This window comes from Bacillus sp. S10(2024) (genome assembly GCF_050473865.1).
In the GTDB taxonomy this organism is placed as follows: domain Bacteria; phylum Bacillota; class Bacilli; order Bacillales; family Bacillaceae_G; genus Bacillus_A.
This window is the reverse complement of the sequence record NZ_JBFLUR010000002.1, coordinates 1,710,818-1,737,197: the sequence shown is the minus strand read 5'-3', so window position 1 is coordinate 1,737,197 and position 26,380 is coordinate 1,710,818. Positions and strand designations below refer to the sequence as shown.

The following is a 26,380-nucleotide window of genomic DNA, read 5'->3' as shown; positions in this document are numbered from 1 at the left end:
GGTTAGTAAAAAAATTATTGTGCACGTTTATTCATAATATCTCCATTTTGATTAATTTGTACATCGTTGGAAATAGACTGTAAATATTGCAACATATTTTGTTTTTCTGTACCTTGAAGCGGCGTGATTTGGTTATTACGAATCATATAAGGATTAAATGACATGCGGACGTCGTTTCCTTTAAATTTAATCGTTAGAACTCCAGTTTCTGCACTATGTTCTTTTACATAATCAGGGAAGAGAAAGTTTCCAAGTGAGTATGCAACAGGAACTTTGTCGTAATATTCAAAGCCCTGTAACCAGTGAGGATGGCTTCCTACAATCGCATTTGCACCTGCTTCTACTATTTTTTGTACATATTCTTTTTGATAAGCAGCAGGACGATTTGTTTTTTCGACGCCCCAATGCATATACACGATCATATAATCGGCATCTTTCTTTTGTTCTTTAATTGTTTTTGTGACAAGGTTTAAATCGTAACCATTTGCAATACCAGGTTTGTTATCTGTAGCTACCCATGTAGTATCGGGCATAAAACGAACGAAAGAGAGGAATTTAAATTTTTTACCTTTAATTGTAACTTCTTTCGCTGTATATGCATCTTTTGCATTTTTTCCTGCACCGATATACGGAAATCCCATTTTTTCAACATGTGAAATGGTATCCAATAAGCCGTCTTGAAAATAATCGAGTGTATGGTTATTTCCAATATTAACAATATCATAGCCTGTATTTTTAATCGCTTTTAGTGTAGAAGGATCGCTTTTAATCCAAAACAGTTGGCCGGGATATTTTTTCTCGCGAGTTGTAAACGCAGATTCTAAATTTACAAATGAGTAGTCCGCTTTTTCTATTTCCGGTTTTACATGCTGAAATGGATAATCAGCACCTTTACTTTGAATAACAGGGCGCAATTGCCAATCAAACATTGTATCACCGGAGAATGTAAGAGTAATCTCAGGATCTTCTTTCGGTTTTTTTGTTTGCTCTTTTCCTTGTGCTGTTTGCTTATTTTTTATCCCTGTATTTTGCTCATTTTTCGTTTCTGAACTTAGCGCATAGTTGATCAATAAGACTATCGGGGTAAAAAGTACGGCTAATACTATCGTGCGTTTTAGTAATGTTCTTTTGCGAATTTTCATAAGTAGTCCTTTCCTTATAAAGTTAATAATATTTAGCAACATTAATTTTGAAGTATATTTAAATATTAATTATTAGTGATTTTGATATTAAGGTAACACGAGAGGTTTCATTAGAACAATGGGGGAGTTTCATATACTGATTTTTTATAAATCTATAATTCTACTTATAATTTTAAATGACAATGTATATTAAGAAAAGTAGCAATATTGAATTTTTTAGTAAAATGTCAAAATATGAAGAGAAATGCAATGTCCTATATAAATACAAATTGAAAAACCGACATAAAAGCCCCTTTCCTTATAGGGGAGAACGAGAGCATCTGGCCATGCATAGAAGCGGTAGGGGCTTTCTCCTGCCACATGCGAGGTTTAAAACAAAAGGAAAAAGCGAGAGCAGGTCATGTCGACTTATAAAGAAAAGCGGAAGCGGCTCGCTCAGAACAAGAGGGGGATTGGAGGAAAAGGTATGAATTATTATCATTCGATGATGTTACAAATTTGTGGAACGCTAGATTTGAAGGGGATTTTATTAAAATTAAAATGAAAATAGAAATTTCTCTTTAAGGACAATAGTATCTTGTTTTATAATGATAATATTCAGATTTATTCGTCTTTTCAGGAAGGAAGATGGAGTTTATGAGGAACTTAGTGAATGGTCTATTTGTTAGAGCAACTACACAAGAAGAACTTATGATCAAGCTATTTACGGTGAAATTGATACAACAGAAGAGAATATTATCAACTCATGGAAAGGTATTGATGTGAGTAAGAGCTCTTATGTAGTTATAAATGAAGATGAAAATGTAATCGGATACGGAATTCTTACTGGAAATGAAAGACAATTTCCTTCTGCTGTATTCATAAATCCTGATTATATTAATCAAGACATTGAATATTCATTATGGTCGAAGCTTGAAGAGCGTGCTACGGAGCTCGTAGAGTATTCACCTAGCTTGGACGGTATGATTGTAACACAAGCAAATAATAACTATGAGGAAAAAATATTAGAAGAAGCTGGTTTTATTCCAACTCGTATTTGGTGGGGGATGGGAATTGAATTAAAATCAAATGTTTCATCACCATTATGGCCAAAAGATATTACTGTACGACATTACATATCAGGTGTGGACGATGAAAGGTTGCATCAAGCTTTTAATGAAGCCTTTGCAGACCACTGGAATTCGCATCCTTCTACGCTAGAAGAGTTTTTGGAACGTACCGAAAGAGAGGGCTTCCATCCTACATTATGGTCACTAGCGATGCATGGAGATGAAGTAGTTGGTTTTATCTTTAGTAAAAAGGGCACTGACAATAAAGCTGAAATTACTCACTTAGGTGTAAGTCGTTCTAGGCGTAAACAAGGATTGGGATTAGCACTATTACATCATGCATTTGGTCAATTACACCAAGAAGGGATTACAAAAGTTCATCTACATGTAGATTCTGAGAATATGACAGGCGCACCTCGCGTATACGAAACAGCTGGAATGAAAGTGCAGAGTAAATTTGTTCGCTTTGATAAGGAAGTTTCCGTTAGAAAATAAAAAAGAAATTGATAAAGTTTTTTGCTTTGATCAACGGATTTACCGTCTAGATGCAGAGTACCGAAAAATATTAGAAAAGCTTGGGTTTCAATTTAAAGAGAACGTACAAAACTTAGTGGAAACACTTAAAGAATATGGAGGAATGCTTTATTTTTACATTGCAAAAAAATTATTTTTAAAAAGGATGGGATTAAAATGAACGTTACATTAGAAGCTGTATCCACAGAACAGCTAGAAAAATTAAAGAATTTCTATGCCCTATACTTACATGATTTATCTGAATTCTCCCCTACCCTTCATCCAAATGAAAATGGATTTTTTGAATTTGATGCTTTTGAACTTATTTGTACTCGTGAGGAGCTTATCCCGTATTTCATTAAATATGAGGAAAGATATGTTGGCTTTATCCTATTAGCGAAAGTACCATTTACGGCCCCAGAAACAGACTTTTGTATTAACGATTTTTTCTTATTAAAGTCGTATAGAGGAAAACAAATAGCGGATCAAGCCATTTTAGAGATTTTCAAACAACACATGGGAACATATTATGTGGCCCAATTAAAAAGCAATTCGAGAGCAGTGGCTTTCTGGAAAAAATTCTATCAAAGAAATGAGATTGAGTATCAAGAAATTGAGAAAATGGATGAAGATGATTTGTGCTTAACACAAACCTTTACAGGACCAGCTTTACTTTTTAAATAATAAATCCGTTATACATATTTAGTCCATTTTGGCACGTTACCTAGCGATTTAGTGAAATACGGGGCTACCCATAATAAACTATTCCCTCGTTGAGATAGATAGTCCCGCCGTCGTAGTTGAGGAATTTAGGGTTATAATAATTTGCATATCCGATTAAATGTTGGATTAACAACGATTGACATACCGCCGTCAAACGCACCCCAAATGCGTGCTTCTCTCATATATGAATTATTGGTAGCCAGCTCACTCGTTCTGTTTCTTGTATATATATATAGTATTAGAGCGATAAAACATAGTACCTCCCCAAATCCATTTGTAACTACTAAAGGACATTGCGCCGAACGGGTACGCGTTTAAACTGTACCCGTTCATGTTTTGGCGAAGACCGTTTTGCTTCTGCTGTTGCGTTGGTTGTTGTATCTGTTTTATTTCGGCTTTAGAGTAAGTTTTAATTACATTTTCGTCTTTATCGACATCTTTCATAAACACTTTGCCAATATCCATATAAGTCACTGCTACGCAGAATGCAATATGACCGCTACTTGCTTACTCCTTTTGTTTTAATATGACATGTGGTAAGAAAAGACCATGACCGTTTCTATGCGCGGCTAGATGCTCTCGCCCCTCTCAAAAGAAAAGGGGTATGTCGTTTTTTACTTGTATACATAGTAATTAAAATTGTAAACAAAGATAACTTAAAGTTCCAAACTCATAGCTGCGATGAATTATTTTTGGCTTTTCATTGCCACTTCCCATTGCAATGAATAGAGGAACAAAATGTTCTGCTCTTGGAACAGCTAAACGTGCATGGGGAGCTTCATCTTCCCAGTTGAATAGGGCCTCTGTATTGTTATTCTGAATTTGATCAATGAGCCATTCGTCAAATGCAACAGCCCATGGTTCAGGTATAGTTTGTTCCCATTTTAGCATCCGTAAATTGTGCACCGTAACACCGCTGCCGATGACTAAAATATCTTCTTTTCCAAGTCCCTGAATGGCTTTTCCAATTTCATATTGCTCTCTTGCAGGGAGGAATGGATTTACTGAGATTTGAACGACAGGTATATTAGCGTTTGGATACATACGGTGTAGGAGTGTCCAAGAACCATGATCTAATCCGCGTGTTATATTTTTTTGAACGGCAATCCCTCGGTTTTTAAATTTCTCTTCTAACATTGTTGCAATGGTTGATGAACCTCTTGCAGAATATTTGATTTCATATAATTCAGAAGGAAAGCCGCCAAAATCATAAATTGTTTCATATGCATTGTTTGAAGAAGAAATCGTTAAAATCTCACTTTCCCAATGAGCTGTAAAAATGACAATTGCTTTTGGTTTGTATGTTTCACCAAGTGTTTGTAAAAAACCTGTATAGTCTGTATCTTGAATGGCTAGCATAGGAGAACCATGTGCTAAAAATAATGATGGCATCATAATTATTACCTCCGATAATTTAATTACTTTATGTAAGTAACTATATAACTTTAAAATTGTTTCGTCAAGAATGAAGTGGCAGAAATGAAAATCTCATGATTTGTAATAAGGAAAGCTTTTACATATAATTTATAGGAAGAAAAATGAATCATGGTTCATTTTGTGGGGGATAGATTCATATTGTTGTGAAATAGATTATAGGCTTGGGGGAGTCAAAATGAATAGACAAGAAGGATTCGTAATGACGTCGGATGGAACGGAAATTTATTTACGTCAATGGTTACCAGAAAATAAACCTCGTGGGATTGTCCAAATTGCACATGGTATGGCGGAACATGCTGGTGCATATATAGAATGTATTGAATCATTGTTAGATGCTGGATATGGGGTATATGCTCATGATCATCGGGGACATGGAAAAACAGTAAAGCAGGAAGAAGATTACGGCCATTTTGAGCCGAATGTGGGCTGGAATCAAGCTGTTTCTGACGTGATTTATGTTTCAGAGTTAATTCGTAAGAAATATAGCTGTCCACTTTTCTTATTAGGACATAGTATGGGTTCTTTTTTATCAAGGCGTGCTGTGCAGATTCGCGGTGAATTATATAATGGATTTCTTATTTCAGCAACGGGAGGGAATCCGGGACTTTTGGGAGTCATTGGTCATAAAGTAGCAACCGTGGAAATGAAACTTCGAGGTGTAAAAGCGAAAAGTCCGATGCTGAACTTTTTATCATTTGGTAATTTTAATTCACATTTTAAGCCAAACCGTACGAAGTTTGATTGGTTGTCATCTGATACGAATCAAGTTGATAGATACATAGAAGACTCATTATGTGGGTTTATTTGTACAACGAGTTTTTACCGTGAATTATTTAACGGTGTGCTAACTGTGAACAAGCTTGAAGCATATAAGAAAACACCAAAAGATTTACCTATTTATATTTTTTCGGGAGACCGTGATCCAGTTGGAAACATGGGAAAAGGTGTACAAGAAGTGTATGACATGTATAAAAAATGCGGTGTCATAGATGTAACAATTCGTTTGTATGAGAATGGAAGGCATGAAATGCTCCATGAGGTAAACAGACAGGAAGTGTTCCAAGATGTGATTTCTTGGTTAGACAAGCATATACAGTAGCGGTTTGTAACAGAAAAAGGTTCAACAATTATGAGTGGTATTAGCTGTGTGTTAGACAATGGAGATTGAAGTGATGAAAAGGTTAGTAATTATTACAGTAGGTAAAACGCATAGTGGGAAAACTACATTTGCAAGAGTTCTAGAAAAAAAGTTAAATAACTCATTTGTTATGGACCAAGATAACCACGCTGAATTTATAAACACTTATTATAAGAGTTTACAACCAAAACGAGGACCTAATATTCTTAAACATGCTCTCTCGAAGCTAATTGTCGATTATGCCAAAGAGCACACTGATTTAAATCTTATTATTTGCAACTCAAATCGAAGTTGAAATGGACGATTGTATTTGCTTGAAGGATTGTTTCATAAAGATGAGTTTGTCCGTATCTTGGTTCATTTTGATATTCCAGATGATATTCTTCAAAAACGAGTTACTCAAAGTGGACGAAGTACTAATATATTTAGAGGTGCGTACTCTAATTTTGAGGAAGTGCTTGTTCGGCAACAGTCTGAATCCCTAAAAGAAGATGTAACAGATCCAACAGAAGGTGAGGCAGATCATTTATTTATCATTAAAGACAATAAAGAAATTGATTTTGTTATTAAAGAGGTTATTCATATTGCTGAATGTTTATGATTACTCTCAGTTCGTTGATAATTATTAAGTGGCGTTAGATAAAGAAGAACACAGTTGAATTTATAAAGAGCTTGGAAGAGTTTCCAAGTTCTTTTTTTGTGTGAATTTACTCGTGGATTATTTAAAATTTGTACTAAAAAATAGTGTGTTATTTTACATTTTGTACCTCACAAGTAAAGTGATTATTGCATAGGTTGTTTTTTGAGAATATAAAATGATGTTACAATGAATATTCGGAAATAAAAGAAATTTATTTTCTGTATCTATACGAGAGCAAAAGGGGAGAAATCAATGATTGTTAGGGAAGCATTTTTAAAAGAAGCAAATAAGCTAAGTAACGTCGCATTATCCTCAAAAGCAACTTGGGATTATAGTGAAGAATTTATATTGGCGTGTAAGGAAGACTTAACAATTACAGAACAATATATGAAGAATAATTATGTGTACATTTTAGAAGAAAACCAAGAAATAATCGGCTTTTTTTCTTTTCTGAGAAAAGAAGTAGACAGTCTTGATTTTCTATATCTACACCCAACATACAAAGGAAAAGGCTATGGAAGAATTCTTTGGGAAAGCGTTGTTCAAAAAGCAGTTGAGTTAAATATAAAGAGTTTTACGATTGATAGTGATCCAAATGCGAAAGGGTATTATGTAAAAATGGGAGCGAAATTAATAGGAGAAACCCCTTCTACTGTTTTTAAAAATCGTGTATTGCCACTATTGCGGTATGATGTGTAAATTAATTTTCATTAGATATTTTGAATTCAGTTAGGAGATGCTAAGTATGATGTATATGGTAATAGAACAGATGAGAGAGGTTTTGTTTCAATCTTGGTCAAAAGAGACAAGCACAAAATGGACACTAGACAATCCAGCGAAAGGGCAATGTGGTGTAACAGCATTACTAATCAATGATTTCTTTGGAGGAGAGATCATGAAAACGAAAGTTTCTGAAGGGTGGCATTTTTATAACAGAATCAACGGTAAAAGGTATGATTTTACAGCATCACAATTTTTTGAAGAGATTACATATATGGACGTTCTTTCTAATAGAAAAGAAGCATTTGCAGATACAAATGAAATACAATATGATGCTTTAAAACAAAAGGTTCGTATCCATATAAAGGAATGTATCTTGTATTAATTATCTTTTGACTCTTATCGATAAATAAGTTACTATAACGGTAGTAACTTATTTGAAGAGGATATTTATTTCTAAAAGAGTCGAGAGGGGAAATTCTTTTGAAAACAGCATATGTAAGCGCTACAATCGTGACTTTAAATGAAAAAAATGAAGTGTTGAAAAATGGATATATCATTGTAGAAGATGATCGAATTATAGAAGTACAATCAGGAGAATTACCAAGCGGAAAAGAAGTGGATCAAGTCATTAACCTTCATGGAAAATGGGTATTGCCAGGTTTGGTGAATGCGCATACGCATGTCTTGATGAGCATTTTGCGTGGCATAGGTGATGACATGCTTTTAAAGCCATGGCTTGAAACGAGAATTTGGCCGCTCGAAAGTCAATTTACACCAGAACTTGCTGTTGCGAGCACAGAGCTTGGCTTATTAGAAATGGTGAAAAGCGGAACAACAACATTTTCTGATATGTTTAATCCAATTGGAGTAGATCAGGATTCTATTATGGAAGCTGTTCGTAAAAGTGGCATGCGCGCTGCTGTTTCTCGAACATTATTTAGCTTTGGAACGAAAGAAGATGAAAAGAAGGCAATTCAGGAAGCGGAGAAGTATGTGAAGCGTTATGCCAATAAAGATGGTATGTTAACAACGATGGTTGCTCCTCATAGTCCGTATGCATGTTCTACGGAAATGTTAGAAGAGTGCGCACGAATTGCAGTGGAAAATAAGACGATGGTCCATATTCATCTTTCTGAAACAGATCGTGAAGTTCAAGATATTGAAGCACAATATGGAAAACGGCCAGTAGAGTATGTAGCAGATTGTGGATTGTTCCAAAGACCGACAGTAATTGCCCACGGTGTTGTGCTGAATGATAATGAGCGCATTTTCTTAGCGGAACATGATGTGCGCGTTGCTCATAATCCGATTAGTAATTTAAAATTAGGATCAGGTATCGCGGACGTTAGCGCAATGTTAGAGAACGGTATAAAAGTCGGAATTGCAACAGATAGTGTTGCTTCTAATAACAATTTAGATATGTTTGAAGAAATGCGCATTGCGACTTTATTGCAAAAAGGTGTTCATAAAGACGCGACAACATTACCTGTTGAAACACTTCTCACATTAGCAACAAAAGTAGGAGCAGAGGTAATCGGGATGGGTCAAACAGGGTCATTAGAAGTAGGCAAGTGTGCCGATTTTATTACAATTGATCCATCTAAAAAGCCGCATTTACAACCTGCAGAAGAAGTCTTGTCACATCTTGTATACGCAGCAAGTGGAAAAGACGTTTCAGATGTTGTTATTAATGGAAAACATATTGTCTGGAACGGTGAATGTAAAACGTTAGATGAAGAGCGTATTATTTTTGAAGCAAGCCGCTATAAACAAGGATTGAATATGTAAGTAATAAGAGAAGTCTATCCTTTCATTAAATGAAAGAATAGACTTCTTGTTTATATTTGGAAGAATAAAAATTCGGTGAAATGTAACACTTTTAAGATAATTATTCTGTTATAATATAAAGCGCTTTATAATTAAATTAAAGGAGCCGATTTATGAAACAACATGAACGACTACTGATGGGAATTATACTTGCCACCACCTTATTGATTTCAGCTTGTAGTAATAATTCGAGTAAACAGAAGGAAGTAAGTGAAAAACAAGTATTAAACGTAACGATATCAGAAGAAATTCCGTCTTTAGATACTGCGAAATCTATGAACGGTACATCATCGCATGTCATGCAAAATATTTTTGAAGGACTATATGTACTTGATGAGAAAGATAATCCAGTGCCTGGTGTTGCAAAATCTTTTGAAAAAAGTACAGATGGAAAAACATATATCTTTCATTTGCGTAAAGGTGCGAAATGGTCGAATGGGGATGCTGTAAAGGCAAATGATTTTGTTTATTCATGGCAGCGTTCAGTGAGCCCGAAAACAGCATCACAATATGCATACATATTATTTTACATAAAAAATGCAGAAGCAATAAATAAAGGAGCCTTAGCTGTAGATCAACTTGGTGTAAAAGCGATTGACGATGTTACATTAGAGGTACAGTTAGAGAAGCCAGCTCCATACTTCCTTAATTTATTGACACTTCCTATTTATTTACCACAGCACAAATCGTTTGTTGAGGGAAAAGGAAATAAGTATGGGTTAGAATCAGAAGATATGATTTACAATGGTCCATTTGTATTATCGGAATGGAAACATGAACAAGAATTTAAGTTGAAGAAAAATGATACATATTGGGATAAAAATAACGTGAAATTAGAAGAAATTAATTTTCACATTGTAAAAGATACAGCGACATCTGTTAATTTGTATGAAACTGGTGGTGTCGATCGTACACCAATTAACTCTTCGTTTGTTGATAAATATAAAGGGAAAAGTGACTTTCATACAACGGAAGACCCTGCTATAGCTATGCTGCGATTTAATCAAAAGAATTCTGCACTAGCAAACACAAAATTACGACAATCGATTTCTATGGCTTTAAATAAAGAAGCAGTAGTAGATCATTTTCTCAACAACGGTTCAACAGCAGCTCAAGGACTTGTACCAGAAGGTTATAAAAATGAAAAAGATGGAAAAGATTTTAGAAAAGAAAACGGTAATCTTGCCGTATATAATATTGAAAAGGCAAAGACACTTTGGGAAGATGCGAAAAAAGAGCTCGGTGTAGAACAGATAACACTTGAATTTTTAACATTTGAACAGGACCAAGCAAAGCAGATAGCGGAATATATAAAAGGAGAACTTGAAAAGAATTTAAAAGGATTAACAATAAAAATAAAACCGCAACTATTTAAACAAAAATTACAACTTGAACAAACAGGACAGTATGATATATCGATGTTTATATGGGGACCGGATTACAAAGATCCGATTAGTTATTTAGAATTATTTACGACAGATAATCTAAATAATAAAATGAATTATTCTAATAAGCAATATGATGAACTTATAAATAATGCGAAAAATGATCTTGTATTAGAAGAGAAAAAACGCTGGAAAGCCATGCAAGAAGCAGAAAAAATCTTATTACAAGACACTGCTATTGCACCGCTTTACCATACTGGCTCAGCATACCTTCAAAAGGAATATGTAAAAGGTATTGAAAAGCATCAATTTGGCGGTGTTTATACGTATAAACATGCTTATATAAGTGGAAAAGAGAAATAGATTAAGAGATTAAATAGCTAAGCGCTTTAGATAAGCCTTAGCTATTTTTTTATAGCATTTAAGCAAATAAACCTTTTTAAGTGGGCATGAGCATTTGGTCATGCATAGAAGTGACTTATATGTTGATCAAAATGGATATAGATTGTTTGGAGTTTAGAATATTTAGAAGTTTTTATGTTATGAACATGATACTATGAAGTTATGGAAAATATTTCAAACGAAAAAGAGGATGAAGTATGAAACAACAATCTATATTAGTCGTGGATGATGATAAGGATATTGTTCAAATGATTGAAGTGTATTTACAGCAAGAAGGCTACAAAGTTGTAAAAGCTTATAACGGAGAACGAGCATTACAGTTATTTTTGGAACATGATATTGATTTGGCAATCCTTGATATTATGATGTCAACGATGGATGGAATTGAAGTGTGCAGGAGAATACGAGAAAATTATAATATACCTGTTATGTTCTTAAGTGCGAAATCAACGGATGTAGATAAAGTTATTGGATTAAGTACAGGGGCAGACGATTATATTGGGAAGCCATTTAGTGTAATTGAGCTGGTAGCACGAGTAAAAGCGCAGTTAAGAAGATATACATACTTAAACCAAACTCCGGTACACATGCTTGAAAGGAAGATTCAAATAAGGGGATTAGAAATAGATGAAGCTTCTAGAAAGGTACTGTTATATGGAGAACATATTAATCTTACAAAGACAGAGTATGAGATTTTGCATCTGATGGTAACACATCCAAACCGCGTATTTACACTAGAAGAAATTTATGAAAGTGTTTGGCGAGAAACAGCGTATGAAAGCAATAATACTGTGATGGTCCATCTAGCAAGATTAAGAGGGAAGATAGAAGTGAATCCGAAAGAATCAAAATTTATCCAAAATGTATGGGGAGTAGGATATAAAATTGAAAGCTAAATTATTTCAAGGGTTAAGAATGAAGCTTTTTTTCATTTTTATATGCAGTATTGTATTAGCGACTTTATGTATTGTGTTCTTTCAAAATGCTATTAATCATGTATATGAAAATACAGCGGAATTAGAGGAGAAGTATTCTTTTCTATATTTTGTTGTTTTTCTTATTTTCATTTCATTCTTTTTCTATCTATTATCAAAGAATATGATAACGAGATTAGAAGAAATTAATCAAAATGTGAAAGAAATTAGCATGGGGAATTTAGATGTACAGATACAGACAATGAAGAATGATGAAATAGGACAACTTGCAACAAATATTAATAAAATGACAAACAGTTTGAAAGGTTCAATTGAAAAGGAGAAATCCGCACAAAAGATGAAAAATGAGATGATTAGTAATATTTCTCATGATTTGCGGACACCAGTAACATCGTTAATTGGTTATGTTGATTTAATAGAACGTGATCTTGATATGAACAAAGAGAACTGTCAGCAATATGTAGAAGTTGTAAAACGTAAAAGCCATGAATTGAAAAATCAAGTAGATGATTTACTTGAATATTGTCATATTAATTATAGAGAAATTCAGTTACATAAAGAAATAGTAGGAGCTAAACAATTAGTAGAACAAGTTATGATTGATTTTATTCCTCAATTAGAAGTGGTAAGAATGACCTTTCATATAGAGTGTAATCAAGATTTACAAATAGAAGCTGATATCAGTTTACTAGTAAGATTAATGCAAAATGTAATTAGCAACAGCATTTTTTATGGGAAATCTGGAAAGAAAATTGATGTGCTAATTTTTCAGGAGGATAGGGATGTTAGGATAAGCTTTAAAAATTATGGGAAGAAAATTTCACAAGAAGATATCCCTTATATATTTGAAAAATTTTATCGGGGAGAAAAGTCACGAAGTGCTCATACTGGTGGAAAAGGAATGGGACTTGCTATTGCTAAAAGCATTGCCAATATACATAAAGGTGATATTACCGCATGTAGCGATGACAAGGAAACAGTATTTACACTCATTTTGCCGCAATATTCAATAAAACTGTAAGAGATTTGTAAGTATTTCTTTCAAATGTCGTAATTATTATTTTGTACGATCTTAATATGAGACATGACAAATGGAGGGAATACGATGTGGAAGAAATGGATAATAATGATTTTTATTACAGTATTAGTGGTAGGGTGGTGTTCTGTTTATTTAGCTACTGGTATTGTTTCTGTTTTTGCTTGGTGGGGAATGCAAGCTTTTAGTATAGTAGGTTTCGTTATTGTAATAATTACATTATGTGTAATAGTGGGTAAATGGTTTTCTAGAAGTAAAATACATAAAACAACCGTTACGATTTTTATTCTATCCACAGCAGCAGCTTGGCCGGCATGCTGGTTTGTTGGAATTGGACAAATCGCTTATCCAATAAATGTTGATTTGGCTACACCGAAAGTAACAATTCGACTTCCGTTTAATGAAACTGTTCGGATAGGGTGGGGAGGAGATCGACTTCAAACAAATTACCATGCTATCGAGCCAAATCAACGTTGGGCGTATGATATTATTGCTCAACAAAAAGGAGTAACAAGTTCACAATTAAAGGATTATGGCATATACGGAGTGGAGGTAATAGCGCCTGCTTCAGGAGTGGTGATATCTGTAAAAGATTCAGAAGCTGATTTAACACCAGGAAATGAGAATTTTAAGTCTATGGTAGGTAATCATATTTATATACGGTTAGATGAGACAGGAACATATCTTGTTCTTGCTCACTTAAAACAGGGATCTGTCAAAGTGAGGGCAGGACAACACATAGAAGAAGGAGCAGTAATTGCTCGTGTTGGTAACTCTGGAAGTTCTAGTGAGCCGCATTTACACATTCATCATCAACGGCAAGATCCATCTAAGACGAGTATGTTTCTTACTGAAGGATTACCATTATATTTTCGCGATATAGACGGACGATCTATGCCCAAAGGTGGGATTCGCACAAAAGGTGGAAGAGATGTACCGACGGGCGATGTCATTTCACCAATTTGAAATCATTATTTTCCTTATACATACTAAAACAAAAAAAGAGAATGCCATACAACTCTAATCATTTAGAGTTGTAGACATTCTCTTTTTTCTTAACCAACAAATGTTTGATACAACAAAAATATATTTAAAGCGATAATTAATACCGCAATTATCCATGCAAGTGCTGTTGTAACACGATGATTGACAAGACCACCCATAATACTTTTTTTACTTGTAAAGACAATAAGTGGAATTAATGCAAATGCAATTCCAAATGATAAAACGACTTGACTCATTACGAGGGCATGAGTTGGATTCACACCTAATGCAATAATAACAAGCGGTGGAACCATTGTAATAAATCGTCGCACATATAAAGGAATTTGCATACGGATAAATCCTTGCATAATAATATCACCGGACATCGTACCAACGGAAGAACTGGATAAACCGGCAGCTAGTAAACCAATTCCAAAAAGAGCTGCTGATGCAGGTCCGACTAGATGGCCAAATTCATGAAAAGCGACATCTAAATCTTCGACATGTAGTCCATTTTTGAAGAATAAGGAAGCTGCTACAATTAACATACTCGCATTAATTGCTCCAGCAATGACCATTGCGATTACAATATCGATAAATTCAAAGCGGAAAATTTGTTTTCGCTCTGCATCTGTTGTTCCTACTACACGTCTCTGTGTTAAAGCAGAATGCAAATAAATTGCATGTGGCATAACGGTTGCGCCTAAAATTCCTGCTGCCAGTAAAATGCTATTTACACCTTGAAAGTGAGGAACGAAAAGCCCTGATAGAAGAGGACTTAGTTCTGGCTTTGCGTAAAACACTTGGACGCCAAAAGCAATAACAACGATAAAGACCATGCCAGTAATGACTGCTTCTAGTGGACGAAATCCTCTGCGTTGAAACTCTAGAATAATGAATGAACCTACTGCTGTAATGAGTGCAGCGGGTAGCAGTGGAATATTAAATAATAAATTTAATCCTAAAGCAGCACCGATAAACTCAGCAAGATCAGTTGCCATAATTACTAATTCACCTTGTATCCATAAACCAATGGAAACAGGTTTTGGAAAATGCTCCTGAGCAACTTCAGGAAGATTTTTCCCAGTGGCGATTCCTAATTTGGCTGATAAGGATTGAATTAGCACTGCCATTAAATTTGAAACAAGGATAACCCAAAGTAGTAAATAACCGTATTGGGACCCTGCTGCAATATTCGTGGCAAAATTCCCTGGATCAATATAAGCAACAGACGCGATAAAAGCGGGGCCTAAAAAAGGTAATAATCGTTTCAACCCTTTTGTTTCACCGCTTAAAGCTAACTGTGCCGATTGCATTGTCCTATTATTAGGCGGAAGATGTTCACGTTCTTTTGTGTTTTCTGTCATATTTTGTTTCCCCTTTTGCTTGTTAACTTGATGCAATTTGTTTTATTTATTTTAGTAAATGCAAATACGTAAACTATATTTCTTTTATTTGAACATAAATTTTGCCTTTGTGCAAATTATATTACATTAGGAAAAATAGTGCTAGGTTATTCATGTATATAATGCATAAATCAAGTGTTTATCAAGTATAGAAGAAATAGAGTGTTTTGTCATGGTTATTTACATGCATGAAAAATAGTAGCAACAAAGTTTTGATATAGTGGTTGTGATTGTTCCGTGAATTATGCTTTTTGTTTACAATGTTCATCGCTATCAAAGGACATGAAAAAAATGATTCCGGTATATACCGAAACCATCTTTTAAGTACTTAAGTTTTAAAGCCTTTATTCAATTGTCTATTTTATAGGGTATAGTTCGAGCGTAATTGGCTTTTGTATACTTAATAGTTAATAGAAAAAGAAACTATTTATTTTCTTTTAATTTTTCTAATGCTTGTTTTACTTCTTCTTGTAAACATTGGTCTAAAATCTCTGTTTGGTTAGGAGATTTTAACTGAAATGCTGGTGATACCCCATGCCCATCAACTTAAGAAATTGGTTGTTTCCTAAAACAAAAATTTTATATCTCTACAGTTATTTATGAGAATTCAGCTCATTTCTTTCGATTTGGGGAGAGTGTATTTCTTAAGTTGATAGCAATATGACGATACCCCACATCCATCAAGCTAAGGATTTTAGACTATTCTTGAAGTTAAAAGCACGTTACTATTCTTTTATATTAACGAGAAAGAGTGACATACTTTTTTATGCATAATTTCAGTGTACACAATGACATTATTTTTCGCACCAGAACCGGATAAACTGTTGGTGTGCTATATTAATCTCCATTTTCCTCGTTATTACAAGCTAATAATGGTTCGTACATCATTATAGCGTGATTCTCCGTTACATATTGATCTTCTACAAACTGTTTCTGTTGGCTATATACTCTACGTTGAATAACATTGTGTCGTATATAACCACCCCAGTATGCAGATTGGATTGAGTGTTCTTTTTCATAAACTTCATATTGATAAAGCTGCGGATAGGCTGTTCTCCATTCACCAACTAAATGTTTATCTGTGATATAAAGGTGAAGTTGATACGGTTGGTCCGTTTCATTTTTAATTTGTAGGTCTAAATAATTATAGGAACAAGTCGCTCCGCTTCCAAACGGCTGGGTCCGCTTAGAATCAGGAAAGACATCAAAGCTATGACGATATCGCTCTGTTACTGTCAGTGGTGTATGTAAGGTCATCCAATATATTAAGTTTGAAAGCTGACAAAGTCCCCCTCCAATGCCCGCTTGAAAAGATCCATAGTGTAATATCATGCCTTCTACATACCCTTTTCTCCTAGTAGGCTTACCTATTAAACGCCAGTAAGAGAATGTTTCTCCCGGTCTAATGACGATACCATCTAGCTGTTTAATGGCGATTTTTAAATTAACAACTTTATTCTGTTGATACCACATATCTACATCCTTGAGCTTACGAAGTAGTATCGTTCGGTGCTGAATCGCTGTACAGGGTAACTTTTCTTGTTGTAAAGTTTTTGCATATGTTTTTCCGTCTGCTAACCACTGGATGTACCTCTTTGTAGAGTAATACCATGTTCCTAGTATAATACGATACTTAGACCGCTGTTTAGGACGTAAGTTCACTATATTCATTTTATTTCCTCTCTCTATAGTTTTCATATTTTGACCTGGTCAAGAAAAACTAGAACACTATTTTCTATTTCAGTATGGAAAGCATAACCTTTTCTAATTCAGCCTTATTTAAAATACTAACGGTGATTACTATTTGATATACACTTTTTCCATCTTTCGTAGGAACAATCATCTTCATTCCTGTTATATTACTATCACTGGACTTACCAAAGATCACTTGGTTTCCACCGATCATCTCCATACGGGGTACAATCGAGATACCTTAAAAGAAAGATGGCTTTACATGAGATCCAACATCTTTTAATTTTTTATCCCATATTTTACTTTTGGGTGCCATACGGCTAAACCTGTTTGCTTAGCCATTTGCGAACAGGTTTTTATAAAAATGTAATACCTATACGTTGTTATTCTCCTCTTTTTTATAGAAATGGTTCGAATCACAGGCAATAACCCATCCTATGATTATTAATGTTACAGAAAATAACTTAAGACACGTCTTATATATAATCTAAATCTTTAAGATAAACAAAGGATAGTATCCCTAGGACAGCACCAAGTATCCCTAGAATCAAACCCTTATATTTTTGTAAAAACATCTAATTACTCCTTTCGTACAAATAAAATATTCCGCATACAAATAATACCAAATTATGGGTTATATTTGAAATTAAAAACGTATCTATCAAATTGGTAACTACGATTAGGAGTACTGAGGCATGCCCATCAAGCTAACATTTTTAGGGGAGGACGAGAGCATCTGGCTGTGCATAGGAGCGGTCAGTGCCTTTTCCTGCCACATGCGATGTTTTAAAACAAAGGGGGCAAAGCGAGCACAGGTTGTGTTACAGTCTACATAACAGTAACCTCTATGTCGAGAAATTAAAATGGATTTATATAGATGCTATCCATTGGAACAAATTTCTGAGGCTCATAGATACGTAGAAAAAGGACACAAAAAGGGAAATGTAGTAATAATTTTGTGGAAAAGAATCTGCTAAGAAAAGCGAATACTTTTTTATATAAAGAGGAAATAAGTTTGGATAATTATGGTGAATATTAAATAATCTAGAGATTCTAATGAGAATGCTTAATAAAAAATAAATCTATATGTTGTTCAAAAAAATTTCCAAAATATACTTATAGCCAGTTGCTTTATATACCCCCTACCCGTATAATGTATATAAAGATTGGTATTACAATACATGAGGTGATAGGAATGGATCATTGCGAAGGAAATCATATAGATCAAAAAATGGTTCCTCGAACAGAAGAGGAAATCCAAAGTGTGATGAAACGTTTAAAACGTATAGAAGGGCAAGTGCGTGGTGTACAAAAGATGGTTGAGGATAACCGTTACTGCGTTGATATTTTAATTCAAATTTCGGCGATAAATGCGGCATTAAATAAAGTAGGTTTTTCTTTATTGGAGCGTCATACAAAGCATTGCGTTGCAAAGGCAATTCATGAGGGAAATGGAGATGAATCAATCCAAGAATTGATGAACGTAATTAAGCAATTTTCAAAATAGGAGGGTATAAGATGGAAAGTCAAAAACATGTTACGCTTGGAATAACAGGAATGACATGTGCAGCATGTGCTACTCGGATTGAAAAAGTACTGAATAAAATGGATGGGGTAGAAGCTAGCGTAAACTTAGCGATGGAAAAGGCGAGTATTCAATATGATTTATCGCAGCAAGAAATTTCTAATATAAAAGAGAAAATTGAAAAATTAGGGTATGGTGTATCGGCAGAAAAAGTTACCCTTGATATTGAAGGGATGACATGTGCAGCTTGTGCCACTCGAGTTGAAAAAGTATTAAATAAAATGGAAGGCGTTTCACAGACCACTGTTAATTTAGCTACCAATAGCGCCGTTGTCGAATACAATGAAGGTTTAGTTTCAACAGAAAGTATTGTCGAAAAGATAAAGAAAATTGGATATAAGGGGCAAATACGCAACGAGAATGAAAAGCGTTCAGATAGAAAAGAAGAAATCATTAAGGCGAAAAAGCGTCAACTGATTATTTCAATTCTTTTGTCCTTACCTTTACTTTATACAATGCTTGGACATTTGCCATTCGATACCGGATTACCAATGCCGCATATTCTTATGAATCCGTGGTTTCAACTTTTATTAGCAACGCCAGTGCAGTTTTATATTGGAGGGCATTTCTATTTAGGTGCTTATCGCGCGCTTCGAAATAAAAGTGCAAATATGGACGTTTTAGTTGCCTTAGGAACATCAGCAGCCTACTTTTACAGTCTATATGAGGCATTGAAAACATTAGGAAATGCAAACTACAGTCCAGATCTTTATTTTGAAACAAGTGCTGTTTTGATTACATTAATCTTAGTTGGAAAGTACTTTGAAACATTGGCAAAAGGACGTACAACTGAAGCGATTTCTAAATTGCTAAGTTTACAGGCGAAAGATGCACTTGTTGTTCGTAATGGTCAAGAGGTGCGAGTGCCGTTAGAAGAAGTTGTGATTGGAGATATCATGATTGTAAAACCCGGCGAAAAAATACCGGTAGATGGTATCGTGATTTCGGGGGTATCTTCTGTTGATGAATCTATGATTACTGGAGAATCTATTCCAGTGGATAAAAAAGAAGGAGATTCTGTTATTGGAGCGACGATTAATGCAAATGGAATGCTGACCATTCAAGCTGAGAAAGTTGGAAAAGACACAGCATTAGCAGGCATTATTAAAATTGTTGAAGAAGCGCAAGGATCTAAAGCACCTATTCAAAGATTAGCAGATATCATTTCGGGGATTTTTGTTCCTATTGTTGTAGCGATCGCTGTAGTTGCCTTTATTGTATGGTATTTCTTTATAACACCAGGAGATTTACCAAAAGCATTGGAAGTAGGAATTGCGATTCTTGTCATTGCATGTCCATGTGCACTAGGTTTGGCTACACCAACTTCGATTATGGTTGGTACGGGAAAAGGAGCAGAGAAGGGTATTCTCTTTAAAGGAGGTGAATATCTAGAAGGAACACATAAGATCAATGCAGTGTTGCTGGATAAAACAGGAACAGTAACAAAAGGGAAGCCAGAAGTTACCGATGTATTAGAATTTCAAGAAGGTATGCTGGATTATGCGATTTCAGCGGAAAGTGCTTCTGAACATCCGTTAGCCAATGCGATTGTTGAGTATGGAAAACAAAATGAGATACAAGTGAAAGAGTTACAGCACTTTTCAGCAATTCCAGGTCATGGCCTTGGAGCGGATATTGAAAACAAAAAGGTTTTTGTTGGAACACGTAAATTGATGAATGAACAATTAGTAGAAATATCACAGCATGAAGAAATGATGAAAAAACTAGAGCTTCAAGGTAAAACAGCGATGCTTGTCGCAATTGATGGGGAACTTGCTGGAATAATCGCTGTTGCCGATACGGTAAAAGAAAGTTCTACGGCTGCAATTGAAACACTGAAGCAAATGGGAATTGAAGTATACATGGTAACAGGTGATAATCAACGTACAGCTGAAGCGATTGCAAAGCAAGTTCATATTGACCATGTATTTGCGGAAGTATTGCCAGAGGATAAGGCTAAAATTGTAGAGGATTTACAAAAACAAGGGAAGAGAGTAGCGATGGTAGGTGATGGTATTAATGATGCACCAGCTCTTGCAAAATCTGATATTGGTATGGCAATTGGAACAGGTGCAGATGTAGCGATTGAAACTGCAGATGTTACGTTAGTTGGCGGTGACTTATCACATATACCAAAAGCAATTGAGTTAAGTCGTAAGACGATGAAAAATATTCGTCAAAACTTGTTTTGGGCTTTATTCTATAACGCAATCGGTATTCCTGTTGCGGCATTTGGATTATTAGAACCTTGGGTAGCCGGAGCAGCGATGGCATTTAGCTCTGTATCGGTTGTGACGAACGCACTTCGCTTGAAACGCGTTAAAATATAAATATGGAGGAATTTAATATGACTATCACATTAAACGTACAAGGAATGACATGTAATCATTGCAAAATGGCAGTAACAAACGCACTTACAGAGTTAGAAGGAGTACAAAATGTAGAAGTACAGTTACAAGAGGGAACTGTAAATGTAGAATATGATGAAGCAAAAGTAGATGTAGAAAAAATGAAAGAAGCTATTGAAGATCAAGGGTATGACGTACTATAAAAATAGATTCAATAATTTTTAGCAAAAAGGTCGCTTTATGAAAAGTGGCCTTTTAGTATGTTAAAGTATAGTTATTGTGTCTGTTACCGGCATTATGTAATCTTTTTAAGTTTTAATAATTACACTTTTTAACGGTATTTTAAATGTAGCTGCAAGTATAAGTAGTAACAAAGAAATGGGGAGTCAAACATATGAACAAAGTAGAAATTCATATTTTAGGTGGTTTTTTAGGGAGCGGGAAATCAACGCTACTTCAAAATCTTTTATTAGCGGAAAAGAAGAAAAATCGAAAAGTTGCAGTACTAATGAATGAAATAGGTGAATACTCCGTAGATACAGATATTGTAGGACGAGAAAATATTTTAAGAGAACTTTTAAAAGGCTGTATTTGCTGTACGATGAAAGATGAATTAGAAATTCAGCTACATTCCTTATATCAAGAGGAGCGACCGGATGTGGTTTATATAGAAACAACTGGCGTTGCGCATCCGATTGAAGTATTAGACGCTTGTCTCTCACCTATTTTAGCTCCGTATATTGAAGTAAAGTCCATTATTGTTGTAATAGATGCAAACAGGTGGTTAAATCGGGAAACATTAAGTAAAAGCATACAACAACTTTTAAACGAACAAATAAAGTTTGGAAGTCATATTCTTATCAATAAATCAGATTTACTTAGAGACGAAGATAAAAAACGGATTGTTGAGGAAGTAGCATTAATAAATACACATGCAAAATTATATGAAACACAGTATTGTAATATATCTTTAGAGGATTTCGAAGATATAAAGCTAGCAAGTGATCAAAATCATGAAAAGTTACATGTGAAACAGCATTTACATATTCAAACTATGACCTATCCATTTACAAAATCAATTGATCAGGGCAAATTGTACGAGTGGCTTTCTAATTTACCTGAGGGAATTTATCGTGTAAAAGGATTTGTGAAATTTCATGGTGATAAATACCCAACTTTACTGCAATACTCATTTGGTGTGCCATCTTTATTGGAACAGGATTTTGGTTTCCCTACGAACCTTGTAATGATTGGAGAGAATTTAGATAAAGCGAAACTGAAGAAAGAACTAGAAATTTTGGAGCAAATTGAATTGTAAGGGTTTGTGTACGGTTGTTTTTAGATGAATATATTAATAATGAGGGAAGGGCTATTTTTTAGTCATTCCCTTTTTAATTTAGGATATAAACTTTACCTAGTGAATATTTATAAGTGAACTGGAAGGGATTTGGGAATGGTTGGAGAAGTTAGAGGTACTTCAAGAAATTTTGTTTCATCGTAGCGGTTGATAAATGTCATGATTACGGGTGTTTCGTTTCAGTGTATTCAATTCTCTAGGAAGGTAAATGATAGGGGAGGAATTGTGATGTCAGTGAAAAAACGTAAGTGGCTAAAGATAGTGTGTACAGGTTGTATACTTGGCTCACTGCTTGTATCAGCTGGATGTTCTGGAAAGAAAGCAAGTACAAGTAATGAGGAAACAGTTAAGGTAGGTGTTCTTGCTTCGTTAACTGGACCGCTTGAATCGTATGGAAAACAAACGGTAAATGGATTTGAGCTCGGTCTGGATTATGCAACAGGTGGAACAGGAAAAGTAGAAGGGAAAAAGATTAAGTTTGTTGTAGAAGATACAGAAACAAAAGCAGATGTAGCTGTTAAGAAGGCTACAAAACTATTAGAAGAAGATAAAGTAGATTTTTTAGTTGGTTCATCTAGTTCAAGTGATACGTTAGCAGTTTTACCATTGGCTGAAGAATATAAAAAAATAATGGTTGTTGAGCCGGCTGTAGCAGATAGTATTACAGGGAAGAACTGGAATAAATATATTTTTAGAACAGGACGAAATTCATCTCAAGATGCAATTGCTGGTGCAGCATCAATTGCTAAGAAAGATGTGAAGATTGCGACGCTAGCTCAAGACAATGCATTCGGAAGAGAAGGGATTGCCGCGTTTAAAGATGCAGCAAAGAAGTTGGGTGCAAACATTGTAAACGAACAATATGCTGATACGAATTCTACTGATTTTACGGCAAATATCCAAAATATTATAAGCTCAAAACCTGAGTATTTATTTATTGTTTGGGCAGGTGCAAATTCGCCGTGGAAGCAATTAAAAGATATGAATGTGGAACAGCAAGGGATTAAAATTTCGACGGGTGCACCTGATATTGCAGCATTAAAAACGATGGATGCGCTAGTTGGCATGCAAGGATTTTCAGTGTATTATAATACGCTTCCAAAAAATAAAGTGAATGATTGGTTAGTAGAAGAACATAAAAAACGATTTAACGGTGCTGTTCCAGACTTGTTTACAGCTGGTGGGATGTCAGCTGCTATTTCAGTCGTTGAGGCCTTAAAGAAAACAAAAGGTGATACGGATGCTGATACGCTCATTAAGAAAATGGAAGGAATGGAATTTGAAACACCAAAAGGGACAATGAAATTCCGGACGAAAGATCATCAAGCTTTGCAAACGCTTTATTCAATTACATTGAAAAAACAAGAGGGGATTGATTATCCGATTCCAGTTTTAGAGCGTGAATTAAAAATGACAGAAACAGAACCACCAATTCGCAATAAATAATCAGAATAGTTAGAATAAATAGGATATACAAATTATCTATTATAGGCAGCTTTTTATAAAGACTATTGATGAAAGTTATCCATTCTGTAAAAGGAATGGATAACTGATTTAAAGAAAAAGAAGATACATGGGAAATAACGGCTAGAACATGATTGAGTGGTGAAGGAAACATCCACTGATGGAAGTTTCACTTTATGTCGCTTTTTCAATTTGTATTTATATATAAAGAAATCCTTTGTGAGGAGGACATAGTGTGGAGAAATTGTTAGAGACTCGGAACCTTTCAGTTTCGTTTGGAGAACATCATGTTATTAAAGACGTAAATTTAATGATACCAAAAGGAAAATTTGTTTCCGTTATTGGACCAAACGGAGCAGGGAAAACCACCCTTTTTAATTTATTAAGTGGTCAACTTTCTCCGACGAAAGGAGAGATTTATTTTAAGGAACGTGACATTACAAAACTATCGATTTCAGATCGAACACGTCTTGGTATGGGACGTTCTTTTCAGCTTACAAACATTTTTCCAGAATTAACGGTTCTTGAAAATGTTCGGCTTGGTGTACAGTCTTTTGCGAAAGATTATTATCGTTTTTTCCCGCGATCATCTCGATATAAGCAGCAACAAGAAGAAGCGCGCCATTTACTCGAGGCTGTGTTGCTGAATGGAAAGGAAGAAGTACCGGCAAAAGATTTAGCTCATGGAGAAAAGCGGAAATTAGAACTTGCAATGCTTTTAGCACTTAAAACAGACATGCTGTTGTTAGATGAACCAACAGCTGGTATTTCTATTGAAGAAGTTCCCGCTATTCTACAAGTGATTGAAAATATAAAAGCTGATCATGAAAAAACGATTGTGTTAATTGAGCACAAAATGGATATGGTTCTTCATTTATCTGATCATCTCGTTGTGTTATTTCAGGGGGAATTATTAGCTGAAGGGTTACCAGGAGAGATTATGAAGGATGAGCGTGTTCAGACTGCCTATTTAGGGGGATTATATAGTGACACTATTAAAAGTGGATAATATCGAAACGTATTTAGATCAGTTTCATATTTTACAAGGTGTTTCTTTTGAAGTAGAGAAAGGGACAATAACAGTCTTATTTGGAAGAAACGGAGCAGGGAAAACGACAACGCTACGCTCTATTATGGGATTTCACACAATTTCTAACGGAGCGGTTTATTTCGGTGGTGAGAAAGTAAATGGGCTATCAACACATATGATTTCTCGAAAAGGTATGGGGTATGTACCGGAAAATCAAGGGATATTTTACGACTTAACGGTTGAAGAAACATTTGCTCTTGCTCAAACGAAAAAAAATGAAGAAACCGATGAAAAAGTGGAATGGATGCTGGATCTTTTTCCAGACTTAAAACAATTTTGGAAGAAAAAGAGTGGGTTATTAAGTGGAGGACAAAAGCAAATGCTCGCTATCGCAAGGGCTTACATTAATAATGAAGGCTTGCTGCTTATTGATGAGCCTAGTAAAGGCTTGTCACCAATTATGATTGAGAAGTTGATGATCTCAATTTTAAAAATGAAGGAAAAAACAACTGTTTTACTTGTCGAACAAAACTTTATGATGGCCAGTCAAATTGGTGATTATTTTTACATTATGGATAATGGGAAAATTGTGCATAATGGTCCGATGAGTGAGCTGAAGGAAAATAAGGAAACGTGCCATAAATATTTAGGGATTTCTTAACCTTTATATAGGTGAGGTGAAAAATGTGGATGTGTTAGTTAATTTATTTGTAAATGGTGTTTCGACAGGGGTACTTATTTTCTTATTAGCATCTGGCTTAACGCTCATTTTCGGTTTGATGGACGTTCTTAATTTCGCTCATGGCGGGCTATTTGCATGGGGCGCTTTTACTGGAGTGTGGTTGTTTCATGTAACAGGCAGTTACATGTTTGCATTAATTGGTGCGATTGTGATCGGTATGTTTCTTGGCTTGATATTAGAAAGATTTCTTATTCGTCCTGTTTATGGAAATCACGTTCGTCAGTTATTAGTTACACTTGGTGGCATGCTTGTACTTAGTGAATGTATAAAAGTATTTTGGGGACCAAATCCGATAGGAGCTAAATTACCGAATTGGTTACAAGGAAGTTTTACATTTGATGGGATCATATTAATCAAGTATCGTTTATTTGTTATTTTTATCGGTGTATTGGTTTACATCGGATTTATATTGTTACTTCGAAAAACGAAAATTGGGCTCATGATTCGTGCTGGTGTAATGGATAAAGAGATGGTTCAAGCACTTGGAATTAATGTGAAGGCCATCTTTTCTTTCGTGTTTTTATTAGGAGCTGGAATGGCGGCGTTAGGTGGGTTCCTTCTTGCGCCTTATTCGGGTGTTATTTTTGCCGAAATGGGAATGCAGTATGCTATTTTAGCTTTTATCGTTGTAATCATTGGTGGATTAGGTAGTGTGCAAGGTTCTGTAATTGCATCCTTAATTGTTGGCTTGGCAGGGGCTTTTACAGCGTATTATATGCCGGATCTATCACTTGCGATAAACATGTTAATGCTGTTATTTGTCTTATTAGTTAAGCCAACAGGAATTGTTGGTGAAAAGGGGTGAGACTGTTATGAACACAT

Annotated in this window: 23 protein-coding genes and 4 pseudogenes; 21 read left to right on the top strand and 6 right to left on the bottom strand. The window is 35.0% G+C overall.

What is annotated here, in order from left to right:
- Positions 1 to 14 precede the first annotated feature (14 nt).
- Complete coding sequence (locus AB1280_RS08940) at positions 15 to 1,142, bottom strand: CapA family protein (protein WP_272190604.1); 1,128 nt, start codon at positions 1,140 to 1,142, stop codon at positions 15 to 17.
- 400 nt (positions 1,143 to 1,542) lie between these two features.
- Here AB1280_RS08940 and AB1280_RS08935 point away from each other — a divergent pair, with 400 nt between their 5' ends.
- From AB1280_RS08935 to AB1280_RS08925, 3 genes and pseudogenes are all read left to right on the top strand, one after another.
- Positions 1,543 to 1,686 carry a hypothetical protein gene (locus tag AB1280_RS08935; RefSeq protein ID WP_272190602.1) on the top strand — a complete coding sequence of 48 codons (144 nt, stop codon included), beginning with the start codon at positions 1,543 to 1,545 and terminating at the stop codon, positions 1,684 to 1,686.
- A 92-nt stretch (positions 1,687 to 1,778) separates the two neighbouring features.
- Positions 1,779 to 2,671: pseudogene (locus tag AB1280_RS08930) on the top strand (GNAT family N-acetyltransferase); the annotation flags it as partial.
- Positions 2,672 to 2,881: 210 nt separating this feature from the next.
- Positions 2,882 to 3,388: a GNAT family N-acetyltransferase gene (locus AB1280_RS08925; RefSeq protein ID WP_272190601.1), complete on the top strand. Its 507-nt coding sequence runs from the start codon at positions 2,882 to 2,884 to the stop codon at positions 3,386 to 3,388.
- Positions 3,389 to 4,060: 672 nt separating this feature from the next.
- Here the strand turns inward: AB1280_RS08925 and AB1280_RS08920 are convergent.
- Positions 4,061 to 4,822 carry a DODA-type extradiol aromatic ring-opening family dioxygenase gene (locus AB1280_RS08920; protein ID WP_429755615.1) on the bottom strand — a complete coding sequence of 254 codons (762 nt, stop codon included), beginning with the start codon at positions 4,820 to 4,822 and terminating at the stop codon, positions 4,061 to 4,063.
- A gap of 217 nt (positions 4,823 to 5,039) precedes the next feature.
- On the opposite strand from AB1280_RS08920, the gene AB1280_RS08915 reads away from it, so the two are divergent.
- From AB1280_RS08915 to AB1280_RS08875, 9 genes and pseudogenes are all read left to right on the top strand, one after another.
- Positions 5,040 to 5,963 (top strand): alpha/beta hydrolase, encoded by a 924-nt coding sequence (locus AB1280_RS08915; protein ID WP_272190597.1) that lies wholly within the window; start codon positions 5,040 to 5,042, stop codon positions 5,961 to 5,963.
- A 73-nt stretch (positions 5,964 to 6,036) separates the two neighbouring features.
- A pseudogene (locus tag AB1280_RS08910) lies at positions 6,037 to 6,603 on the top strand (AAA family ATPase).
- Between the two features lie 291 nt (positions 6,604 to 6,894).
- Complete coding sequence (locus tag AB1280_RS08905) at positions 6,895 to 7,341, top strand: GNAT family N-acetyltransferase (RefSeq protein WP_272190594.1); 447 nt, start codon at positions 6,895 to 6,897, stop codon at positions 7,339 to 7,341.
- Between the two features lie 46 nt (positions 7,342 to 7,387).
- A complete protein-coding gene (locus tag AB1280_RS08900) occupies positions 7,388 to 7,747 on the top strand; it encodes a YunG family protein (protein WP_272190593.1) in 360 nt (119 codons plus the stop codon).
- A 98-nt stretch (positions 7,748 to 7,845) separates the two neighbouring features.
- The gene (locus tag AB1280_RS08895) at positions 7,846 to 9,153 is read left to right on the top strand and encodes a bifunctional S-methyl-5'-thioadenosine deaminase/S-adenosylhomocysteine deaminase (RefSeq protein WP_429755614.1); all 1,308 of its coding nucleotides are present in this window, start codon (positions 7,846 to 7,848) and stop codon (positions 9,151 to 9,153) included.
- A 152-nt stretch (positions 9,154 to 9,305) separates the two neighbouring features.
- On the top strand, positions 9,306 to 10,940 hold the full coding sequence (locus tag AB1280_RS08890) for a peptide ABC transporter substrate-binding protein (RefSeq protein ID WP_429755613.1): 1,635 nt from the start codon (positions 9,306 to 9,308) through the stop codon (positions 10,938 to 10,940).
- Positions 10,941 to 11,176: 236 nt separating this feature from the next.
- Entirely contained in the window at positions 11,177 to 11,875 is a 699-nt protein-coding gene (locus AB1280_RS08885; protein ID WP_429755612.1) for a response regulator transcription factor, read from the top strand.
- Positions 11,876 to 11,894: 19 nt separating this feature from the next.
- Positions 11,895 to 12,935 (top strand): sensor histidine kinase, encoded by a 1,041-nt coding sequence (locus tag AB1280_RS08880; RefSeq protein WP_429757315.1) that lies wholly within the window; start codon positions 11,895 to 11,897, stop codon positions 12,933 to 12,935.
- An 84-nt stretch (positions 12,936 to 13,019) separates the two neighbouring features.
- The gene (locus tag AB1280_RS08875) at positions 13,020 to 13,916 is read left to right on the top strand and encodes a M23 family metallopeptidase (RefSeq protein WP_429755611.1); all 897 of its coding nucleotides are present in this window, start codon (positions 13,020 to 13,022) and stop codon (positions 13,914 to 13,916) included.
- Positions 13,917 to 14,005: 89 nt separating this feature from the next.
- Here AB1280_RS08875 and AB1280_RS08870 read toward each other — a convergent pair whose 3' ends face one another.
- The 4 genes and pseudogenes from AB1280_RS08870 to AB1280_RS08855 all read right to left on the bottom strand — a co-directional run bounded on the left by AB1280_RS08870 (position 14,006) and on the right by AB1280_RS08855 (position 17,607).
- Entirely contained in the window at positions 14,006 to 15,301 is a 1,296-nt protein-coding gene (locus AB1280_RS08870; RefSeq protein WP_429755610.1) for an Nramp family divalent metal transporter, read from the bottom strand.
- 876 nt (positions 15,302 to 16,177) lie between these two features.
- Positions 16,178 to 17,011 (bottom strand): VanW family protein, encoded by an 834-nt coding sequence (locus tag AB1280_RS08865; RefSeq protein ID WP_429755609.1) that lies wholly within the window; start codon positions 17,009 to 17,011, stop codon positions 16,178 to 16,180.
- Positions 17,012 to 17,075: 64 nt separating this feature from the next.
- A complete protein-coding gene (locus AB1280_RS08860) occupies positions 17,076 to 17,252 on the bottom strand; it encodes a hypothetical protein (protein WP_429755608.1) in 177 nt (58 codons plus the stop codon).
- 153 nt (positions 17,253 to 17,405) lie between these two features.
- Positions 17,406 to 17,607 (bottom strand): annotated as a pseudogene (locus AB1280_RS08855) (hypothetical protein).
- A 300-nt stretch (positions 17,608 to 17,907) separates the two neighbouring features.
- Between AB1280_RS08855 and AB1280_RS08850 the strand changes: the two are divergent.
- The 9 genes and pseudogenes from AB1280_RS08850 to AB1280_RS08810 all read left to right on the top strand — a co-directional run.
- A pseudogene (locus tag AB1280_RS08850) lies at positions 17,908 to 18,009 on the top strand (zinc-binding dehydrogenase); the annotation flags it as partial.
- A gap of 218 nt (positions 18,010 to 18,227) precedes the next feature.
- Positions 18,228 to 18,539 (top strand): metal-sensing transcriptional repressor, encoded by a 312-nt coding sequence (locus tag AB1280_RS08845; protein ID WP_272190575.1) that lies wholly within the window; start codon positions 18,228 to 18,230, stop codon positions 18,537 to 18,539.
- An 11-nt stretch (positions 18,540 to 18,550) separates the two neighbouring features.
- Positions 18,551 to 20,947 carry a heavy metal translocating P-type ATPase gene (locus tag AB1280_RS08840; RefSeq protein ID WP_429755607.1) on the top strand — a complete coding sequence of 799 codons (2,397 nt, stop codon included), beginning with the start codon at positions 18,551 to 18,553 and terminating at the stop codon, positions 20,945 to 20,947.
- Between the two features lie 17 nt (positions 20,948 to 20,964).
- A complete protein-coding gene (copZ, locus tag AB1280_RS08835) occupies positions 20,965 to 21,168 on the top strand; it encodes a copper chaperone CopZ (RefSeq protein WP_429755606.1) in 204 nt (67 codons plus the stop codon).
- Between the two features lie 191 nt (positions 21,169 to 21,359).
- A complete protein-coding gene (locus AB1280_RS08830) occupies positions 21,360 to 22,283 on the top strand; it encodes a CobW family GTP-binding protein (RefSeq protein ID WP_429755605.1) in 924 nt (307 codons plus the stop codon).
- Positions 22,284 to 22,550: 267 nt separating this feature from the next.
- Positions 22,551 to 23,768: a substrate-binding domain-containing protein gene (locus tag AB1280_RS08825; protein WP_429755604.1), complete on the top strand. Its 1,218-nt coding sequence runs from the start codon at positions 22,551 to 22,553 to the stop codon at positions 23,766 to 23,768.
- Positions 23,769 to 24,021: 253 nt separating this feature from the next.
- Complete coding sequence (locus AB1280_RS08820) at positions 24,022 to 24,795, top strand: ABC transporter ATP-binding protein (RefSeq protein WP_429755603.1); 774 nt, start codon at positions 24,022 to 24,024, stop codon at positions 24,793 to 24,795.
- Complete coding sequence (locus AB1280_RS08815) at positions 24,773 to 25,477, top strand: ABC transporter ATP-binding protein (protein WP_429755602.1); 705 nt, start codon at positions 24,773 to 24,775, stop codon at positions 25,475 to 25,477. Before AB1280_RS08820 ends, AB1280_RS08815 begins: the two co-directional genes overlap by 23 nt.
- A 25-nt stretch (positions 25,478 to 25,502) precedes the next feature.
- Positions 25,503 to 26,363 carry a branched-chain amino acid ABC transporter permease gene (locus tag AB1280_RS08810; RefSeq protein WP_429755601.1) on the top strand — a complete coding sequence of 287 codons (861 nt, stop codon included), beginning with the start codon at positions 25,503 to 25,505 and terminating at the stop codon, positions 26,361 to 26,363.
- Positions 26,364 to 26,380: the final 17 nt, after the last annotated feature.